This window comes from Mesorhizobium sp. LSHC420B00 (genome assembly GCF_000503055.1).
Taxonomy (GTDB): domain Bacteria; phylum Pseudomonadota; class Alphaproteobacteria; order Rhizobiales; family Rhizobiaceae; genus Mesorhizobium.
Genome location: NZ_AYVY01000037.1, coordinates 1 through 17298, shown reverse-complemented (window position 1 = coordinate 17298; position 17298 = coordinate 1). Strand labels below are relative to the sequence as shown.

18 protein-coding genes are annotated in these 17298 nt (G+C 63.1%); 12 read left to right on the top strand and 6 right to left on the bottom strand.

Annotated features, from left to right (window positions below; all coding sequences use genetic code 11):
* Nucleotides 1–13: 13 nt before the first annotated feature.
* The gene (locus X760_RS69850) at nt 14–868 is read right to left on the bottom strand and encodes an aldo/keto reductase (protein ID WP_031195088.1); all 855 of its coding nucleotides are present in this window, start codon (nt 866–868) and stop codon (nt 14–16) included.
* Nucleotides 869–1097: 229 nt separating this feature from the next.
* Here X760_RS69850 and X760_RS69845 point away from each other — a divergent pair, with 229 nt between their 5' ends.
* From X760_RS69845 to X760_RS69830, 4 genes are all read left to right on the top strand, one after another.
* A complete protein-coding gene (locus X760_RS69845) occupies nt 1098–1733 on the top strand; it encodes an ankyrin repeat domain-containing protein (RefSeq protein ID WP_031195087.1) in 636 nt (211 codons plus the stop codon).
* A gap of 147 nt (nt 1734–1880) precedes the next feature.
* Complete coding sequence (locus X760_RS69840) at nt 1881–2270, top strand: metalloregulator ArsR/SmtB family transcription factor (RefSeq protein ID WP_023722360.1); 390 nt, start codon at nt 1881–1883, stop codon at nt 2268–2270.
* Nucleotides 2267–2800, top strand: coding sequence for an SRPBCC family protein (locus tag X760_RS69835; RefSeq protein ID WP_023722359.1), 534 nt, complete (start codon nt 2267–2269; stop codon nt 2798–2800). Before X760_RS69840 ends, X760_RS69835 begins: the two co-directional genes overlap by 4 nt.
* Before the next feature lie 101 nt (nt 2801–2901).
* Nucleotides 2902–3477, top strand: coding sequence for a dihydrofolate reductase family protein (locus X760_RS69830; protein ID WP_031195086.1), 576 nt, complete (start codon nt 2902–2904; stop codon nt 3475–3477).
* A 109-nt stretch (nt 3478–3586) separates the two neighbouring features.
* Here the strand turns inward: X760_RS69830 and X760_RS69825 are convergent, their stop codons facing one another.
* Both X760_RS69825 and X760_RS78450 read right to left on the bottom strand, forming a co-directional pair.
* The gene (locus X760_RS69825; RefSeq protein ID WP_023722357.1) at nt 3587–4387 is read right to left on the bottom strand and encodes a class I SAM-dependent methyltransferase; all 801 of its coding nucleotides are present in this window, start codon (nt 4385–4387) and stop codon (nt 3587–3589) included.
* Nucleotides 4388–4553: 166 nt separating this feature from the next.
* Complete coding sequence (locus tag X760_RS78450; protein ID WP_245278747.1) at nt 4554–4682, bottom strand: DUF930 domain-containing protein; 129 nt, start codon at nt 4680–4682, stop codon at nt 4554–4556.
* Nucleotides 4683–4779: 97 nt separating this feature from the next.
* On the opposite strand from X760_RS78450, the gene X760_RS78445 reads away from it, so the two are divergent.
* From X760_RS78445 to X760_RS69810, 3 genes are all read left to right on the top strand, one after another.
* Nucleotides 4780–5439: a hypothetical protein gene (locus X760_RS78445; protein WP_245278746.1), complete on the top strand. Its 660-nt coding sequence runs from the start codon at nt 4780–4782 to the stop codon at nt 5437–5439.
* Nucleotides 5440–5737: 298 nt separating this feature from the next.
* Nucleotides 5738–7171, top strand: a complete 1434-nt coding sequence (locus X760_RS69815; protein WP_023722355.1) for a hypothetical protein — start codon at nt 5738–5740, stop codon at nt 7169–7171.
* Nucleotides 7172–7304: 133 nt separating this feature from the next.
* On the top strand, nt 7305–8867 hold the full coding sequence (locus X760_RS69810; RefSeq protein ID WP_031195085.1) for a serine hydrolase: 1563 nt from the start codon (nt 7305–7307) through the stop codon (nt 8865–8867).
* A 30-nt stretch (nt 8868–8897) separates the two neighbouring features.
* On the opposite strand, the gene X760_RS69805 is transcribed toward X760_RS69810, so the two are convergent.
* Nucleotides 8898–9833, bottom strand: coding sequence for a hypothetical protein (locus X760_RS69805; protein WP_023722353.1), 936 nt, complete (start codon nt 9831–9833; stop codon nt 8898–8900).
* A 285-nt stretch (nt 9834–10118) separates the two neighbouring features.
* On the opposite strand from X760_RS69805, the gene X760_RS69800 reads away from it, so the two are divergent.
* A complete protein-coding gene (locus tag X760_RS69800) occupies nt 10119–10559 on the top strand; it encodes a hypothetical protein (RefSeq protein ID WP_023677323.1) in 441 nt (146 codons plus the stop codon).
* Nucleotides 10560–10577: 18 nt separating this feature from the next.
* Here the strand turns inward: X760_RS69800 and X760_RS69795 are convergent, their stop codons facing one another.
* Nucleotides 10578–11210: a TetR/AcrR family transcriptional regulator gene (locus tag X760_RS69795; protein ID WP_023722352.1), complete on the bottom strand. Its 633-nt coding sequence runs from the start codon at nt 11208–11210 to the stop codon at nt 10578–10580.
* A 671-nt stretch (nt 11211–11881) separates the two neighbouring features.
* Here X760_RS69795 and X760_RS69790 point away from each other — a divergent pair.
* The 3 genes from X760_RS69790 to X760_RS69780 are packed head-to-tail and all read left to right on the top strand — an operon-like array spanning nt 11882 to nt 15665.
* Nucleotides 11882–12367: a (2Fe-2S)-binding protein gene (locus tag X760_RS69790; protein WP_023722351.1), complete on the top strand. Its 486-nt coding sequence runs from the start codon at nt 11882–11884 to the stop codon at nt 12365–12367.
* The gene (locus X760_RS69785) at nt 12364–13347 is read left to right on the top strand and encodes a xanthine dehydrogenase family protein subunit M (protein WP_031195083.1); all 984 of its coding nucleotides are present in this window, start codon (nt 12364–12366) and stop codon (nt 13345–13347) included. The genes X760_RS69790 and X760_RS69785 overlap by 4 nt, the downstream gene beginning before the upstream one ends.
* Nucleotides 13344–15665: a xanthine dehydrogenase family protein molybdopterin-binding subunit gene (locus tag X760_RS69780; protein WP_023722349.1), complete on the top strand. Its 2322-nt coding sequence runs from the start codon at nt 13344–13346 to the stop codon at nt 15663–15665. The genes X760_RS69785 and X760_RS69780 overlap by 4 nt, the downstream gene beginning before the upstream one ends.
* 229 nt (nt 15666–15894) lie before the next feature.
* Here the strand turns inward: X760_RS69780 and X760_RS69775 are convergent, their stop codons facing one another.
* Nucleotides 15895–16905: an NAD(P)-dependent alcohol dehydrogenase gene (locus X760_RS69775; protein ID WP_023722348.1), complete on the bottom strand. Its 1011-nt coding sequence runs from the start codon at nt 16903–16905 to the stop codon at nt 15895–15897.
* 106 nt (nt 16906–17011) lie between these two features.
* Between X760_RS69775 and X760_RS0139895 the strand changes: the two genes are divergently transcribed.
* A partial coding sequence (locus tag X760_RS0139895; RefSeq protein WP_031195082.1) for a LysR family transcriptional regulator occupies nt 17012–17298 on the top strand: 287 nt, incomplete at its 3' end.

Genomic DNA, 17298 nt, shown 5'->3' with positions numbered 1-17298 from the left:
TCACTGTCGGCCCTCAGAACAGGAATGCGGCCGTAGCGGGGTTCGGGCCGGAGCGGCCGTCGGGCGAATCCATGCCCCGAATGAGCTCGAGGTCCTTCGCTTCCAGCTCGAAATCGAAGACATCGAAATTGGCGGCGATGCGGTCCTGGTGGATCGACTTTGGAATAACGATCAGCCCTTCCTGAAGATGCCACCTGACGATCGTCTGCGCCAGCGACTTGCCGTGTTTCCTGGCAATGCTTTCAAGCGTCGGATCGTTCAACAGCCGGCCGCTGCCCAGCGGGCTCCAGCTTTCGATGCGGATGTTGTGCCTGTCATGAAATTCGCGTTTGTCACGCTGCTGGAAGCGGGGGTGGAGCTCGATCTGGTTGACGGTCGGCGTGACACCGGTCTCGCCGATGATCCGTTCGAGATGGTCCTGGTTGAAGTTCGAAACGCCGATCGACTTGATCCGGCCTGATTGCCTGAGTTCGACCAGCGTCTTCCAGGCTTCGACATATCTGTCCTGGCTGGGCACCGGCCAGTGGATCAGGAACAGGTCGATCTGCTCGATGCCGAGCTTGCTCATCGTCTCGTCGAAGGCGCGCAAGGCGGCGTCGCGCTGATGCGCGCCGTTGCGCAGTTTCGAGGTGATGAACAACTCGCTTCTCGGCACGCCGGCCGAGCGGATTGCCTGCCCGACACCTTCCTCGTTCTGATAGCCTTCGGCGGTGTCGATCAGTCTGTAGCCGGCCTCGATTCCCCAGCGCACTACCTTGGCGGTGATGGCTGGATCGACCTGCCACACGCCGAGGCCGATTTGCGGAATGGCGGAGCCGTCGTTCAATCTGATCTGTTCAGGTCTATTCAGGGTAATCTGTTCAGGCATGTTCAGGTCCTTCTGCATCGTTCCGCCCGGCGCAGGCTCTATCTAGTCCGGATGGCCGGCAAAGCCAGTCGATATCAGGAGAATGTGAGGAGACGGACGTGAAGCGCTGATCTCGATGTCCGTTCGGGCCGACAGCGTTCCAGCTTTTGACCCATTGGACTCGAGTACAGGAGCCGCCACTATTGCCGATAATGTGGTATTCTGCCGACTATCCGAGGAGGCGACTGCGTTGACCAACAGCTTGGAAGCCGAAGGGGCAAGAGACTGGTCTCACCTGCTGATCGCGGCAGAAAAAGGCGATGCGGAGGCGGTTCGATCGGAATTGGCGGCTGGCGCCGATATCAATCAGTCGGACGACGGCGGCTGGTCTGCACTTCACCTTTCAGCCCTCAATGACCGCACAGCTGTGGTGGAGGCGCTGATCGAAGACCCGGAAATCGACGTGAATTCCAGAAACAAGTGGAAGAGCACGCCCTTGAGTCTTGCGTCGGCCAAGGGACATTACGCGTGTATCTCAGTCCTCGTGAGACACCCCCAAATAGAGATCAACGCGCGAGCTGACTACTACGGCAGAACGGCTCTTATCGAGGCGGCGAAGAACGGGCATCTGGAAGTCGTCAAGTTGCTCGTGCAGAATGGCGCGGAAGTAAATCTGACCGACAAGACGGGGAGAAACAACGCGCTCATCGAGGCGATCAAAGGGCGGCACTACGAGATCGCGGAATACCTGCTGGATTCTGGGAAGGTGAGCTTTATCAACAAGGAGATGAGGCTGAACGCCCTGATCTGGGCTGGCAGCTGCCACAACCCTCAGCTTATCGAAAAGCTGGAAACCGCGATCCACACTTTCTTCGACGGCAAGTAAGAGCCTGCGCTCCACTGCTCCCGAGCGCGCGTCCGCATCCCCTGTCACCTCGACGTCCTCGGTGAGCGCAAACGGCCCGCAGCGCTTCACATAAATTATTCAACCAAACGGTTGACTATCTCAAAGCGCGCGTCTATATTCAACTAAATGGTTGAATTAGAGACACACCAGATGGACGCGGTCTTTCACGCCCTTGGCGACGCCACCCGCCGGCACATGCTTCGCGATCTCGCCGATGGCGAGAAAACGGTAAGCCAGCTGGCGGAACCCTTCGTGATGTCGCTCGCGGCCGCCTCCAAGCACATCAAGGCGCTGGAGAACGCAGGGCTTATTCATCGAGAGGTGAGGGGCCGCACGCATTTGTGCCGACTAGCCCCTGGACCCCTAGCCAGCGCACATCAGTGGCTCGGCTTCTACGAGCGCTTCTGGACCGGTCGTCTCGATGTTCTCGAACGCCTTCTTCGCGAAGAGGACGCACGCAAAGCCCAGGATGAGCCCAGGAAATCGCCCAATCCGAAAGAAGGAGACGAGCAATGAACCAGATGAGAACCATCGGCGCCTATGGCGAGCTGACCGAGCCCGCCACGTTCACCATCCAGCGCCTTTTGCCCGGCCCCATCGAGCGCGTCTGGGCCTATCTCACCGAGAGTGACTTGCGACGGCAATGGATGGCCGCAGGCCAAATGGAAATGAAGGCCGGCAGCGCGTTCGAGTTCGTCTGGCGCAACGACGAGCTGACCGACCCGCCTGGCCAGCGCCCCGCGGGTTTCCCCGAAGAGCATCGGATGGAGGGCCGGATCACCGAACTCGATCCGCCGCGCAAGCTTTCGATCACCTGGGGAAACACCGGCGGCGTCTCCTTCTTGCTGGAGGCGAAGGGTAGCGATGTGCTGCTCACCGTCGTCCATCGGCGGCTGCCGGAACGTGCAATCCAGCTCAACATCACTGCCGGCTGGCACATACACCTCGACCTGCTGGCCGCCCGTCTGGCGGGCAAGACACCGACCTCGTTCTGGGACGGCTGGAGCCGCCTGCGGGAAGAATACGACCGCCGCTTGCCGGCCTGATGTAACTCGCGGCGGCCATCCCTGAGGTCGCCGCCAGCCATACGAAGCAACGATGAACCGATGAAACGTGCTTGCATCCCGCAAGCCTGATGGAGGAAGTCATGCGTAAATTGATCACTGGAATGAAAATTTCCGTGGACGGCAAGATGGAGGGACCCGAGGGATACGCCGATTGGGTCGATGCGTGGTCCGAGGAATACGGCCTGACGCCGCAAATCGATGCCTGCCTCCTTGGCAGCGTCATGTATGCTGGTTACGAGCGCTACTGGAGCGCCATCCAGAACGAGCCCGACAAGCCGCTGCCGATGACCGGCAAATTGCCGAAGCCGGCCGAGCTCGAATGGGCCCGCTTCGCCGCCCAGACCCCGCATTATGTGCTGTCGAACACAATGACTTCGGCGGCCTGGCCAAAGACGCGCTTCGTGCGGAATTTTGAGGACATCGCTGCCCTCAAGCAGCAGCCGGGCAAGGATATCTACCTTATGGGCGGCGCCCAAATTACCGCGAGCCTTATCGATGCCGGGCTGGTCGATGAACTCAGGCTGATCGTCTATCCCCTGCTCGCCGGTGAAGGAAAGGCGCTGTTTGGGACGGCGAAAAATCGTCGTGGGCTCGAACTGCGCAAGGTCGAGCAGCTGTCGGACGGCCGCGTCGGGCTGGTCTATGGGATTGGCTAAAGCCGTCGCGCTCGATCGGCCTCATGCGACGTGCTTTAGGTTCTTTTTTATGCATGTCGTTACGGCAAAACCGCTGCCCACTTTTGCGCGGCATGCATTAGCGCCAATGTCAGGCAACGACGCCGCGGCAGGCCCAGGCGACATTGGCAAAGGACCTCGGGCCGTCGGGCCGGCCGGCCTCATAGGCGTCGCGCATGGCGGCGTCGGTGCGCGCCCGCTCTTCTGGATCGAGCGTGGCCACATACTTGCCGAGCGGCCCTTCGCCGGCGGCAATCGGCGCCCAGTAGTCGTCGAAGTTTTGGTAGTCCATGCGGATCATCAGCTGCGTTTCCGTAACGTCCCGGAGACCCTGTTCGACAAAGGTCCGTTGCATTTCGCCCGGCTGCATCATCGGCTGGGTGCAATAGCGGGCGCGCAGCTGGCGGCCGCCTTCGCTGAGCACTGCCACCGTGTCGATCATCATGCGCATTCCGGGCATGCCGCCGAGATGGTCCCATACGGTCGCCGCGACCACGCCGCCCGGCCGCACGACGCGGCGCATCTCAGCGACTGCCTTGCCGGTTTCGGGCACGAAATGGAGCACGAGCAGCGCCAGGGCGCGGTCAAACGCGCCGTCCTCAAAGGGCAGGGCGCAGGCATCCGCCTGGCGGATTTTTATCCGCGGGTCGGTGTTGCGCCGGATTGCCTCCTCGACGAAAACGGCCGAAAAATCGATCGCGGCGACCTCACGGAGTTCAGCGGCCTTGACGAGCGCGAAGGTCAGGCTGCCTGTGCCACAACCGACGTCGAGGATCTTTTCGCCGTCCTTAAGGCCCGCGAAGTCGATGAACAGCGGCGCGAGCTTTTGGCTCCAGCGACCCATGAGCTGCTCATAGCCGGCAGCATGGTGAACATTGAAACTTGAAGTCATCGAACCCTCCCTTAGCATAAGCTAAACCTCGACACAGCGATTGCCAAGGCGGGCGAGCATTCGTCCCACCGTGAGGCGGCTGCTGGCGAAAGCCACCTTACGGATGCCGGGGCGCGAAGACTTCGCCGGCATCGTAGATTTGATGCGGCCGGCGAGCCGACCTCGATCAGTCTGGGCCACCCATTTGGCGGGCAGTCCGCGGCGCTGGCACTGGATCTCCAACACGGAAGGCGAACGACACGACTTTCGTCGCATCCGGATCGACCTCGCAACGAAAGCTCAGAGCGTACCACAAGCCCGCCGGCGCGGAACTCGGTCCTGGAGACTTGCATGATATTGCCGGCCTTCAACCTGAAGGGACGCAAGACGTCAGGAAAGTAGGGGGGCGAAGCATGGCGCAACTGTTCGCGCACTTCCCAGAAGCAGAGCTGACCGATCCGATCGGGGCGCGGCACATTTCTCATGGCGGTTGTCGCGATTGGATCACCGGTTGCTGTTTGCGAGAACAATCTTTTCGCTTCTTCAAGCTTCAGCGGCTTTTGCACCTTGGCCGCTCGCTTGGGCTTAGGCGGCGCGGATGCGCCAGGCGGCGGAGCCGGGTCTTTGCCGTCTACCGCAGTCACGGCAGGTGGCTGCGCAAGATCCTGTTTATTGGGATCTTGCGGCGCCGTCGGTTGTTCCGAACCATCCTCCGCACTGTTGCCGTCCAGAGACTTGCGAGGACCAGCGTCCTTCTCGCCGAATTGGAAGACAGGCCTCTGAGGGCCGGCTTCCGGATGCGCCGGCGTCTCGATCTTTGCTTCCGGCGGCTTTTCGGGCTTGGGCGGTTTCGCAGGAGGCGGAGGTTTGGCTTTCTCCGATGGTTTGGGCGGCGGCACCAGATCCACCCCGATGGCCTGATCCTTCTGCGGCTGCGGGGGCGACACCGGCAGCGCGGACAACAGAAGCGCCGCGGCGAGCAAATGCAGGACCGCGGAGGCAGGCAAGGCCCACCTGAACACCTGGCGCTGATCCCGTATCTCGTCCGTCATCGTGACCGGTGTGTGGAATGAAATATTGGCGGCATCAAGCACCGATGCCGCCAGACGAAATAACCGGTTCATGTCGAGCTTCGACGGTTTTGCGGCGGCCGAGCAGATGCCGCCCAACGCGTTCGTTGGAACTGTCGCCGTCGCTACGAATCGCGCCATCGGCGACTGCCGCGAGGCGCGTCATTCAAATACACGAGGACAGTGGCCGAGCCTGTCCCTAGCGTGGCGTCGGCCAGAGCGCACGGTCAGGGGTGAACCCGTATTCGGGGGAGGCGAATGTTCGCTCCTTAACGGCGCTGCACGAGAGGGATATTCAGTCATGAATTTCAAAGGTTTGATCAAGCGTGCCGAGACTGTGGAGAGGGCGTTCAAGGAGCTCGAAACCGATTTGGCGGATGCGTTTAGCGAATGTCTCAACGTGGACGATCAGTCGCCGTTGAACGACGTCACTGTCCCGGATGAGACTGTGTCGGATGGGAATCTCGCGGCAATGGATGACAGCTCGCAACTTGAGGCCAATGCGGATGCCTTCGAGACCGCGCGACGGCTGACGCCCCACACGCAAACCCGGCTCGCTGCCTTAAGTGCGGTCGATGGGCTCTTTCACGACGCGCAGGAGTATCTTGGGGAGATCCATGCGAAACTGTCGGAGATCGCGACCTCGCATCATCTGACAGGCGAATTCCTGAAACTCCTCCACGGCGACATTCTTCGCGCCAACGAATTGGAGCTGGCAAATACCAGCTTGACCGCGCAACAAAGAGCACTATCCGAACAGCTCCACGATGCAACCAGAAAGCAGCGCGAGCGCGACAGCGCTATCGAGGCGCTGCAGCAGCATGAGGCGAGCCTGGTCGAGGACAAGGAAGCACTTCGCGGCGCGCTGGCTGCAGCAAGGCTGGAGCTCGTCGTGGCAGGCAATGCGAGCGCAAAACGCGAGGCCGAGTTCGGCGAGCTTGTCAAAACGCTCTCGGCCAGAGCGGTCGAGGCCAACAGACGCTCGCGCGAGAACGAGATGCTGCGGGAGAAACATGTTAGCCTGTCGATCGACCTCGACAAGGCGCTGAAACGGGAGGCCGAGGCCCGGCACAGGCTGGACGAACTCTCGACTGTCCACGCCAATGACGCCGCACAGGTTTCGGAACTGCTGGTCGCGCTTGGCAAGAGCGAGAAAGAGGAAATGCGGCTGCAGAAATCGCTCGACATGGCGCAGGCCAAGCTGTCGGAAATGACGGAAGCGGCCCGCATCAGGGACGGGGACAGGGAAGCCGAACTTGCACGCGGTGTCGCGGAGATGACCGGCTTGCGTTCTGAGATCGAGGATCTCCGATCGCGACTGGAAGCCGCCTCGAACCACAACAGCGAAGCCGTCAGCGAGATCGCCAGGCTCAAGGCTCAAGCGAGCGACGCGGTGGCCGAAAAGCAAATCGCCGAGGAAAAATTGTCTGCTCTCATGAAGGAGAGCGAAAGCGACAAGATGAACCTTTCCGCGGTCAGCGCGAATTTTTCGCAGCTTTCCCTGCAGCAGGCATCCGAACAGATACAGTTCGACGTCCAGCGGCAGGAATGCGAGGATCTGCGTGCCGAAGTCGCGTCGCTTCAAGCCCGGGTCAAGGAACTGTTGCCCTATGAGCGGCTCCACAAGGTCACCAACGCCAGACCGCGTGAAGACGGCGTGGTCGAGATCACCGCTGCGGTGGCGGAGAAGGCCCGCGCCAGCAGGCGGCGCCTTCGCCTGCGCGCGGCATCCTAGCTCAGGCGCGGCTGTCTGAATTTCGACTGGTGCGAAACCGACATCCGTCAATGGATGGCGGGTCGAGCGTGAGGCTGGCCTTCCCTGCGTCGGCCTGCAATAGTGCACGCCGGTGAAGCGGAGGGGGCTGAGCATGCGGCTATTCATAAAGCGGAACCACCTCCGTTGGAGGATGTTGGCCTTCATCGCTATCATGGTGCTTTTGCCGAAAGCGGCGTCGGCCGATACCATCCCACCCGACAGGATCGCCGCGGCCCTTGCGAAGCTCGAACTACTTGCCGAAGGCGTCGTCGCGGATGGTAGCGTGCCCGGTCTGGCCATCGGCGTCGTGCATGGCGACGAGGTGATCTTCCTCAAGGGGTTCGGGCATCGCGAAGCCGGAAAACCGGAGACCGTCGATGCGGACACGGTCTTCCAGATCGCCTCCCTCTCCAAGCCGGTCTCCGCCACCGTCGTGGCGGCGCTGGTCAGCAACGGGGTCGCTTCCTGGGATTCGAAGATCGCCGACCTCGATCCGGCTTTCCGGCTCGCCGAGCCCTATCCGACCAGCGAACTCACGGTCCGCGACCTGTTTGCGCACCGCAGCGGGCTTCCCGGCACGGCGGGCGACGACCTCGAGGACATTGGCTATGACCGCGGGGAGATCCTGCGCCGCCTGCGGTTCGTGTCGCCGTCGTCGAGCTTTCGTGCCGGCTATTCCTACAGTAATTTCGGACTGACCGAGGGTGCCGTCGCCGCCGCGAAGCCGACGGGCAAGCCCTGGGAAGAGGTCGCCGAAGAGAAGCTCTATCGTCCGCTTGGAATGGCCTCGACCAGTTCGCGTCATTCGGACTTCATCAAGCACGCCAACCGCGCCGAACTCCACGCCAAGATCGATGGCGCCTGGGCCGCGAAGGTCCAGCGCTATCCGGATGCGCAGGCGCCAGCAGGCGGCGTCAGTTCCACCGCACGCGATCTCTCTCAATGGATGCGCCTTGTGCTCGGCAACGGGGCCTACGCCGGCAAGAGACTCATTGCCGCCGATGCGCTGGACCAGACACATATTCCCTTGATGGTTCGCGGCAAGAACCCCGTCTCCGGAGGCGAGGCCTTCTACGGCCTCGGCTGGAATGTCGAATTCGGCCGGCACGGGCTGGTCTGGGGTCATGCGGGCGCCTTCAGCACCGGCGCACGCAGTCTGGTGATGCTCTTCCCCGAGGAGAAGCTTGGCATCGTCGTCATCGCCAACGCCTTTCCGACAGGCGTGCCGGAGGGACTGTCCGACAGCTTCGCCGATCTCGTCTTCGACGGAACGCTGGGGAAAGATAAGGTAAAGGCATGGAATGATATCTATGCAGGCATGTTCGGGCCGGTGATTGCGGCGGCCAAGGCCACCTATGCCGTGCCGCCCTCTCCGGCAAGTCCGGCCGGGCCAGCCAGTGCCTATGCCGGCCGTTACTTCAACGACTTCATCGGCGATGCTATTGTGTCGGGCGAAGGAGAGGCTCTTGTCCTCAAGGTCGGGCCCGCCGGTGCGCGGTCCTATCCACTGAAGCATTTCGACCGCGACCTCTTCGTGACCTTCCCCGATGCCGAGATGCCGGACAGGCCCTCGGCCGTCAGCTTTGTCATCGACCCCGACGGCAAGGCGTCGGCCGTGACCATCGAGTTTCTCAACGACAATCATCTCGGCACGCTGCAGCGCGAGGGTGATTAGCCGTCGCGGGGCGGGCGAGCCTTTGCCGGTTCAGGATGCCGGGCCGAACTGGAGCAATTTGAAGCAATCGCCGCTGCCCGGCGTCGCTTGCGTCAGGAAGGGTTTCGACCGGTCGATCCATTCTTGGTGCGACCTGGCATCGGCTTCGATCTCATTGGCCGGTGCAAGCTTGACGAAACCGCGCCCCTTGCTGAACAGCCAGCATGCGCGGCCGAGAAACCGCCTGCTGCGCTGGCGCAGGAGGTCGGCATCATAAAAAATGTCGAGCACCTCCTGCTTGATCTTCCGCTCCTTTTCGGGATTGGCGATCGCAACCTCGATCGCCTCGCCGCCGATCGCATCCTGCAGGTCCTTGTAATCCAGGGCGATCTGAGTGGTGGCATATTTGATGTCGCTCTCGTCCCGGACGATGTTGAACCATAGCGTTGGGTTGAGCTCGTTGACGACGAACGATGCTTCGAAATCGCGTGATAAATTCAGGGTATCGAACCCCTGAACATCGACGTCGCGTTCGACCAGAAGGATCTGCGAAACCTGCTTGGCGAGCGCCGTCCCGTGGGCGCTGACCGCGGCATTGTTGCCGCCGAGTTCCGGACTGACATAGGCGCCGCCATCATCCAGCAGCGCATCGAATTCGCCAAGGGCCTCCACGACGGCGCCGCCGCGGGCAATACGCGCCGCCAGTTTGGCGAGAACCTGCTGGAGCTCCGTTTCGCGTTTACGCTGGTCCTGATAGTTCTGCTGGAAAAAGAAGATGAACAGGGACACGCCAATGCCGATCAGGATCACGCCCAGCTGCGAAAAGATGTTGCGATAATATTCCAGCAGCTTTTCACGATGGCGTACGTCGTCACGCACACTGTGCGCCACACGGAGATTGACGATCAGCGAAACGACCAGGAGCCCGGCACCGACCAGGATCAGGCCGCCGATCAGCAGGTAGCCGTAGCCAGAGTTCAAATCCATTCTTTGCCGCGCTCCCGAAACCCCAGACAGCGCAGACTAATACCGTTCGGCTTCAACACCTACGTTTTCATAGGAGCGCCGGCGAAGGATTCCCACCATTCGGCCGCTGTTCTTACAGCCAGGTCTATGCTCGCCGTCCGCCTCGTTTCGTAGCGGTCTTCTTGCAGCCGAATTCAGGCCGCGTGCTTGGAACCAATGACGGGCGAGACTGTTCAGCTATGACTTTGATACGACGCCGATGTGCCCGGTCGGCTGGGCATGCGGCGATCTTGAGGAGTTCTCATCATGAAGATTTCGTCCAGATTTCGTTCAGTCGCGGTTGCCGTCATCGCCGCCGCGGCAGTTAGCTTTGCCAGCGTCGCGCATGCCGACAGCGGTACGATCCGCTTCGCCATCTACAAGGCGGCCTTTTTCATCGGCGGCTCCGGAGGCGAGGGCACACTGACCTTCCATGGTCGCCGATATCCCATCTCGGTCGGCGGCATCTCGGGCGGCCTCGCCTTCGGCGCCTCCAAGACCTATTTCAAAGGTACCGTGCGCCACATACGCCGCGCCCGGGATGTGACGGGGGTGTACGGTGCAGCGGGCGGTGGCGGCGCGCTTGGCAAAGGAGCCCAGGTGATCGTCATGACCAATGACAAGGGTGCCCAACTCGAACTCACAGGCAGGCAGGTAGGTCTGCAAGTCAACGCCGATCTCAGCGGTATGAGCATCTCGCTGAAATAAGGGCAGTCATTGCATTCGTCATTCCCTGGATGGGCCGGATTTGGCCGCTCCAAACCGCAGCCCATCCATCAGCAGCGACACCAATCGGCGCGAGCGGTCGCGCCAGTCCTTGGTGTCCGGGGCCGAATAGATGCCGCCCAGCGCATGCAGCACGTCGGAGGCATCGACGTCGCTGCGGATCGAGCCGTTGGCGACCGCGGCATCGATCAGCCGCCGCAAAGCCAGCGTCACCCTGCCCGAAACGTCGGAGAACAGGGTGGAGTTGGTTGTGAGCAGGATGCGCAGGCTTGTCGACAGCCCGCGCTTGGTGGCGATGTAGTCGACGAAGCGCTGCATCCATTGTTCGAGCGCGACGTCGGGCACATGATCGTGGGCGAGTTCGTCGGCCGCCTGGCACAGTCCTTCCACTTCGCGCCGATAAACCACCTCGACCAGATGCTCGCGCGTTGGGAAATGCCGGTAGAGCGTGCCGATGCCGACGCCGGCCTGACGCGCAATCTCCTCCAGCGAGGCATCGACGCCATGCGCGGCAAAGGCTTTCGCCGCGACCTCGACCAGTGCGTCGCGGTTGCGCTGCGCGTCGGCGCGCAGCGGTTTTGCAGCGGCGGCTTCGGCCTTGTCTCCAGATATGACGGGCGGCTCTGCGGCCAATTTTTTCTCCAGTGTTGATCCGAATAGGGCAGGCCCCGTTTCAACAACGGAGACGCCTCCAACTTCGTTACGCCTCCGACAAATATAATCGCAAGTAAATACAATCACAGGATCGAGTCTGGGCCGGCGTTCCGCATCTTGCCTGTCCCGGTGGATGACGACGGAGGATATTTCCTGGCGCGGCCGGCACTCCTCATCTGTTCGGCCGATGCCCTGAGGCAAAAATGAGCCGACATTGAGCACGATCCCCTCAGGATCATTGGACTGTCCTGCCCCTACAGACAGTTCAGAGAGCACCACCGGCTTGGGCCGGTGGTGCTTTTTTGTCTCCAGGCATGACGGCTGGCTGCCCTGCCAATTTTCTCCAATTTTGATCATTTTCGATCCTGGGCTTGAACAGGGCCGAGCAGGTCCTTAGGTAATAAGCGGAGGCGCCTCCGATTGTGGAGCGCCTTTCTCATGTAATCACGGGATCGGTATGTCACGTCTTTCGACCTCGCAAGCCGCAGCCTCCCCGAGGTCGCGCCAAGTCAGGCAGACCCCCTCTGCCCTGCCGGGCATTTCCCCCAAGGGGAAGATAGCCTTCACCTAGCCATAAGCTGACCTTGCCGCTCGCCGGCCGGGCACCAGATCATCCCCTCCCGCGTCAAGCAACTGGAGCCAGACGCCCCATGACAAGCAAAACCCGAACTCCAATCCAACTTCAAATCAACGGACATCGACATGAGCTGGAGGTCGAACCGCGCGTTACCCTGCTCGACGCCTTGCGCGACCATCTCGGCCTGACCGGCACCAAGAAGGGCTGCGACCAGGGCCAGTGCGGCGCCTGCACGGTGCATATCGACGGCCAGCGCGTGCTGGCCTGCCTGACGCTTGCCACTCAGGCTGAGAGCAGGGACATCACCACCATCGAAGGGCTTGCCGGGGAGGATGGCACGCTGCATGCGGTGCAGGCCGCCTTCCTCGAACAGGATGCCTTCCAGTGCGGCTATTGCACGCCGGGCCAGATCATGTCGGCGGTCGCCTGCATTCGCGAGGGCCATGCCGGTTCCGACGAGGAGATCCGCGAATACATGGCCGGCAATCTCTGCCGCTGCGGCGCCTATCCGCATATCATCGCCGCCGTGCGCCAGGCGGCCGTGGAGGCCGCGTCATGAGGGACTTTTCGTATCTCCGCGCCGGCTCCGTCGATGCAGCCCGTGAGGCAGCAGCACTTCCCGGCGCCATGCTTTTGGCCGGCGGCACGACGCTTGTCGATCTCGCGAAATGCGGCGTTGCCGAACCCGAGACCGTGGTCGACATCACCCATCTCAAGGGACTGGACACGATTGCCGTTGATGACCGGGGCGCCACGATCGGCGCGCTGGCCAGGATGAGCCGCGTCGCCGACCATGCCGATATCAAGAGTCGGTTCCCAGCCGTCTCGGAAGCATTGTGGCAGGCCGCATCGGCGCAGTTGCGCAACATGGCGACGATCGGCGGCAATTTGATGCAGCGTACGCGCTGCCCCTATTTCCGCGATCCGGCGAATTTCCCCGCTTGCAACAAGCGCTCGCCCGGCAGCGGCTGCTCGGCGATCGGCGGCGTCACCCGTGGTCATGCCGTGCTCGGCACCAGCGAAGCCTGCATCGCCACCTATCCCGGCGACCTGGCGGTTGCGCTCGTCGCCTTCGACGCGATCCTCCATCTCGGCGACCGTCAGGTCGCCGTCGATGATTTTTTCCTGCCGCCGGGCAGCACGCCCGAACGGGAACATGCGATCGAACCCGGCGAGATGATCACCGCGATCGGCATTCCCGCTTCGGCCGCCGCCCGCCGCTCGACCTATCTCAAGGTCCGCGACCGCCAGTCCTATGAATTCGCCGCGGCAAGTGCCGCGGTCGGTATCGAGTTCGAGGCCGACGGAAGGACGATCCGCGATCTGCGCGTCGCGCTTGGCGGCGTTGCCACCAAGCCATGGCGCGCCCGCGCCGTCGAAGAGGCGCTGAAAGGCAAGGTGCTCGAGCCGGAGGTCGTCAGGCAAGCCAGCCTGCTCGCCGTCGAGGGCGCCGTCGACCATGGCGCCAACCACTACAAGATCGAACTGGCGCCGCGCGTCGTCGCCCGCGCCATCCTCAAAATGGGAGAAACGGCATGACCGTTCACGAGTTGAGAACAAGACCTGGCGATGCCAAACGCGGCGACGCTTCGGACGGCGCCGTCCTCGCGGATCAGGTCGGCGGCCGGCTGTCGCGCGTCGACGGACCGGCCAAGATCACCGGTGCCGCCAAATACGCCGTCGAGCAGCAGCTCGAGGGGCTCACCTATGCGGTGCTGGTCGAGAGTACCATTGCCGCCGGCCGGGTGCAGTCGATCGACACGGCAGCGGCCGAAGCCGCGCCGGGCGTGCTGCTGGTGCTGACGCCCGACAATTTCCTGCCGCTGAGAACCGCCACGGACTGGCTGGGCACGCCGCCGCCGGCTGTTGCCTATTGCCCGCTGGCGCGCAGCATCACCTTCAGCGGCCAGCATATCGCGGCGGTGGTGGCCGAGAGCTTCGAACAGGCGGTCGCAGCCGCGGCGCTGGTCAAGATCGCCTATGACGAGGCGCCGGCGATCGTCGACCTCAGCGATCCGAAAGCCGGCGACGGCATTGCGGTCGATGCGATGACCAAGGAGTGGGGTGAGGCGGAGACCGCGTTCGCCTCGGCTCCGGTCAGGATCTGCAACGCCTACAACACGCCGCGCGAATACCAGGCGCCGATGGAGCCGCATGGCCTGATCGCAAAGTGGCAGGACGACCAACTCACGGTCTGGGAGCCGAGCCAGTGGCTCGACGGCATGGCGCGGACCTATGCCGAATGGTTCGGCGTGCCGTTCGAGAATGTGCGACTGGTCTCGCCCTATATTGGCGGCGGCTTCGGCTCCAAGGCGTTCGCCTATGGCTACGGCGCGGTGGCGGCAGTCGCCGCGAAAATGCTGGGACGGCCGGTGAAGCTGGCGGTCAGCAGGCCGCAGACCTTCACCGCCTATGGCGGACGGGCGGCGACGCGCCAGACCGTGGCGCTCGGCGCCAACGCAGAGGGTCAGATCCAGTCGATCGTGCATCGCGGCGTCAACGAGACCTCGGTCGACGGCATGTGGGTCGAGCCGCTCGGCTCGGTCACCTCGGTCATGTACGCGACGCCGAATTTCTCGTCGCGGCAGAACGTCGTGCGGGTCAACACGGTGGTGCCGGGGGCATTGCGCGCGCCGGGCGAGAACCCGAGCGCCTTCGGCATCGAAAGCGCGATCGACGAGCTCGCCTATGAGGTCGGTATCGACCCGCTGGAAATCCGTCTCAGGAACTATGCCGAGCAGGATCCGCATGCGAAGAAGCCGTGGTCGACACGGCAGCTGCGCGAGGCGTTCGCGGCCGGCGCTGAAGCCTTTGGCTGGTCGAAGCGGACGCCCCAGCCGCGTTCGATGCGCGACGGCAACCAGTTGATCGGCTGGGGCGTCGCCGCCGGCACCTACCCGGTGCGGCGCGCCTATGGCGAGGCGGTCGTGCGCATTCTCGCCGACGGCTCGGTTGAGGTCGAAAGCTCGTCGATCGACATGGGGCAGGGCACCTACACGATCTTGGCGCAGACCGCCGCCGAGGTGCTGGGCGTGCCGGCGGAAAACGTCATCGTCAAGCTCGGCGATTCCCGCTATGCCCGTGCCGGCGTCACCGGCGGTTCGCGGCTGGCCGGGGTGATGACCGGCGCCGTCCACAAGGCGGCGAGTGCCGCGCTCGACCAGTTGGTCGGGCTCGCCATCAGTGATCCGGCTTCGCCGTTCCATACGCTGCAGGCCAACACGCTCGTCGTCGCCAATGGCCGCATTTCGTCGCCGCGCGGCAACGGCCCTGAAGTTTCCATCGCCGAACTGCTCAGCAGCGTCGGGCGCCAGCATATCGAGGCCAAGGGCGACACGATGCCGGCCAATTCGACGGTCGAGGACCGCTACAAGAACTACACCACCATAGCCATGGCGCTGCCGCACACCGAGGGCGACTATTCCCGCCACAGCTGGTGCGCGCATTTCATCGAAGTGCGCGTCGACGAAGACTTTGGCACGGTTCGTGTGTCGCGCGTGGTATCGGCGCTGGATTCGGGCCGGCTCTATAACCCCAAGCTCGCCGAAAGCCAGTGGAAGGGCGGCATCATCATGGGCATCGGCCAGGCGCTGCTCGAGGAAGGCATCGTCGACCGCCGCCACGGCCGCATCGTCAACAACAACCTCGCCGACTATCTCATCGCCACCAATGCCGACATTCCCGACATCGAGGTAATCTCAGTCGGTATTCCCGACCCGCATTCCTCGGTGCTTGGCGGCAAGGGGGTCGGCGAGCTAGGCATCGTCGGCGTGGCGCCGGCGATCGCCAACGCGGTATTCCACGCCACCGGGAAACGGGTGCGGGATCTGCCGATCACGCTGGAGAAGCTGATTTAGGCGGACGCGGTGGAACTGCCAATCTCCCCCCTCGTGGGGGAGATGCCCGGCAGGGCAGAGGGGGGCGTGAAGGATCGCCAGCGTTCAGTTCAACTTTGATGAGCTGAGAACCTTACGTGGGTGCGCGAACTGCTTGATAGGCTGGAGGGACAGCGCCCCTCTCTGTCCTGCCGGACATCTCCCCCACGAGGGGGGAGATCGGCAGCTTGAACGCCCTGCCTTTTCAGGCTCACCACGACAGACTGAACGCAAGCTTGCCGAAATGCCGGCCGCCGGCCGCCATGTGGGCGTAGGCCTCGGTCGCCTGGTGCTGGCTGTAGATTGTGTCGATGACCGGATCGATACGGGCGGCGCCGATAGCGCGCGCAGCGTCGCGCAGGTCGGATACCGAACCGGTGTTGTTGCCCACTACCTTGAGCGCCTTGATGATGATCGGCAGCAGGTTCGTGGTGGCCTCGGCGCCGGTGACGAAGCCGATCGCGAACACCGTGCCGCCGGGCGCCGCGGCATTGATTGAGCGGGCGAAGGTGGCCGAGCCGCCGGTCTCGACGATCAGATCGGCGCCGAGGCCGTCGGTCAGCTCGAGCACCTTGGCGTCCCAGTCCGGTGTCTCACGATAATTGATGAGATGATCCGCACCCAAGGCCTTGGCGCGGGCCAGCTTTTCGTCCGACGACGAGGTGATGATGACCGTGGCGCCGGCTGCCTTTGCCAGCTGCAGGGTCAAGATCGACACACCGCCGGTGCCGAGCAGGACGACGACTGATCCGGGCCCGGCATCGGCGGCGCGGATCGCGTTCCAGGCGGTGGTGCCAGCGATCGGCAGCGTTGCTGCCGCTTCGAAGGACAAGTGAGCCGGCATCGGCACGACGGCATTGGCCGGCAGCACGACATATTCGGCGAGCGAGCCGGGCAGTGTCAGCCCGCGCATCTCTCTGGTCTCATAAGGCCGCGGACGGCCGCCGATCCAACGCGGTTTTGCATGGGCGATGATGCGGTCGTTGACGGCGAGCCTCGACACGCCCTCGCCGATGCCGACGATCTCGCCGGCGCCGTCGACGACGGGAATGAGCGGAAAGCTCGGGCCTGGATAGTTGCCGCTCGCGATCGCGACGTCGACAAAGTTGAGGCTTGCGGCGCGCAGGCGGATCAGCACTTCGCCGCGCTGCGGTTCAGGCGTGGGAACGGTGGCCGCGCGAAACGCGTCCAGTCTCGGGGCAGTCAGTTCGATCGCTTTCATGTCTCACTCCGGTTGATGGGCCGATTGACGGGCCGGGATTGAGTGAAACTAGCTGCTGCGCTATTGGTATATAATCCTTGGCTTTTACATTTGAGCTCTGCGCCAGATGCAGCAATCGCACGAACCGGCAGCATTGGCCGAAATGGCCGCCTTCGCGGCAATCGCCGAAGCACGCTCCTTCACCAAGGCGGCGGCTCGCATCGGCCGCGACGCAACGATCCTGTCGCGGCGCCTTGCCTCCCTGGAAGAGCGGTTGGGCGTGCGCCTGCTGCACCGGACGACGCGAAGCGTGTCGCTGACCGAGGCGGGTTCGGAGTTCCTCGTCCGCATCCGCGCTATCCTGGCCGCCGTCGACGAAGCCGAGGCTGTCGCGTCGGCGCATGCCGGCGGCGG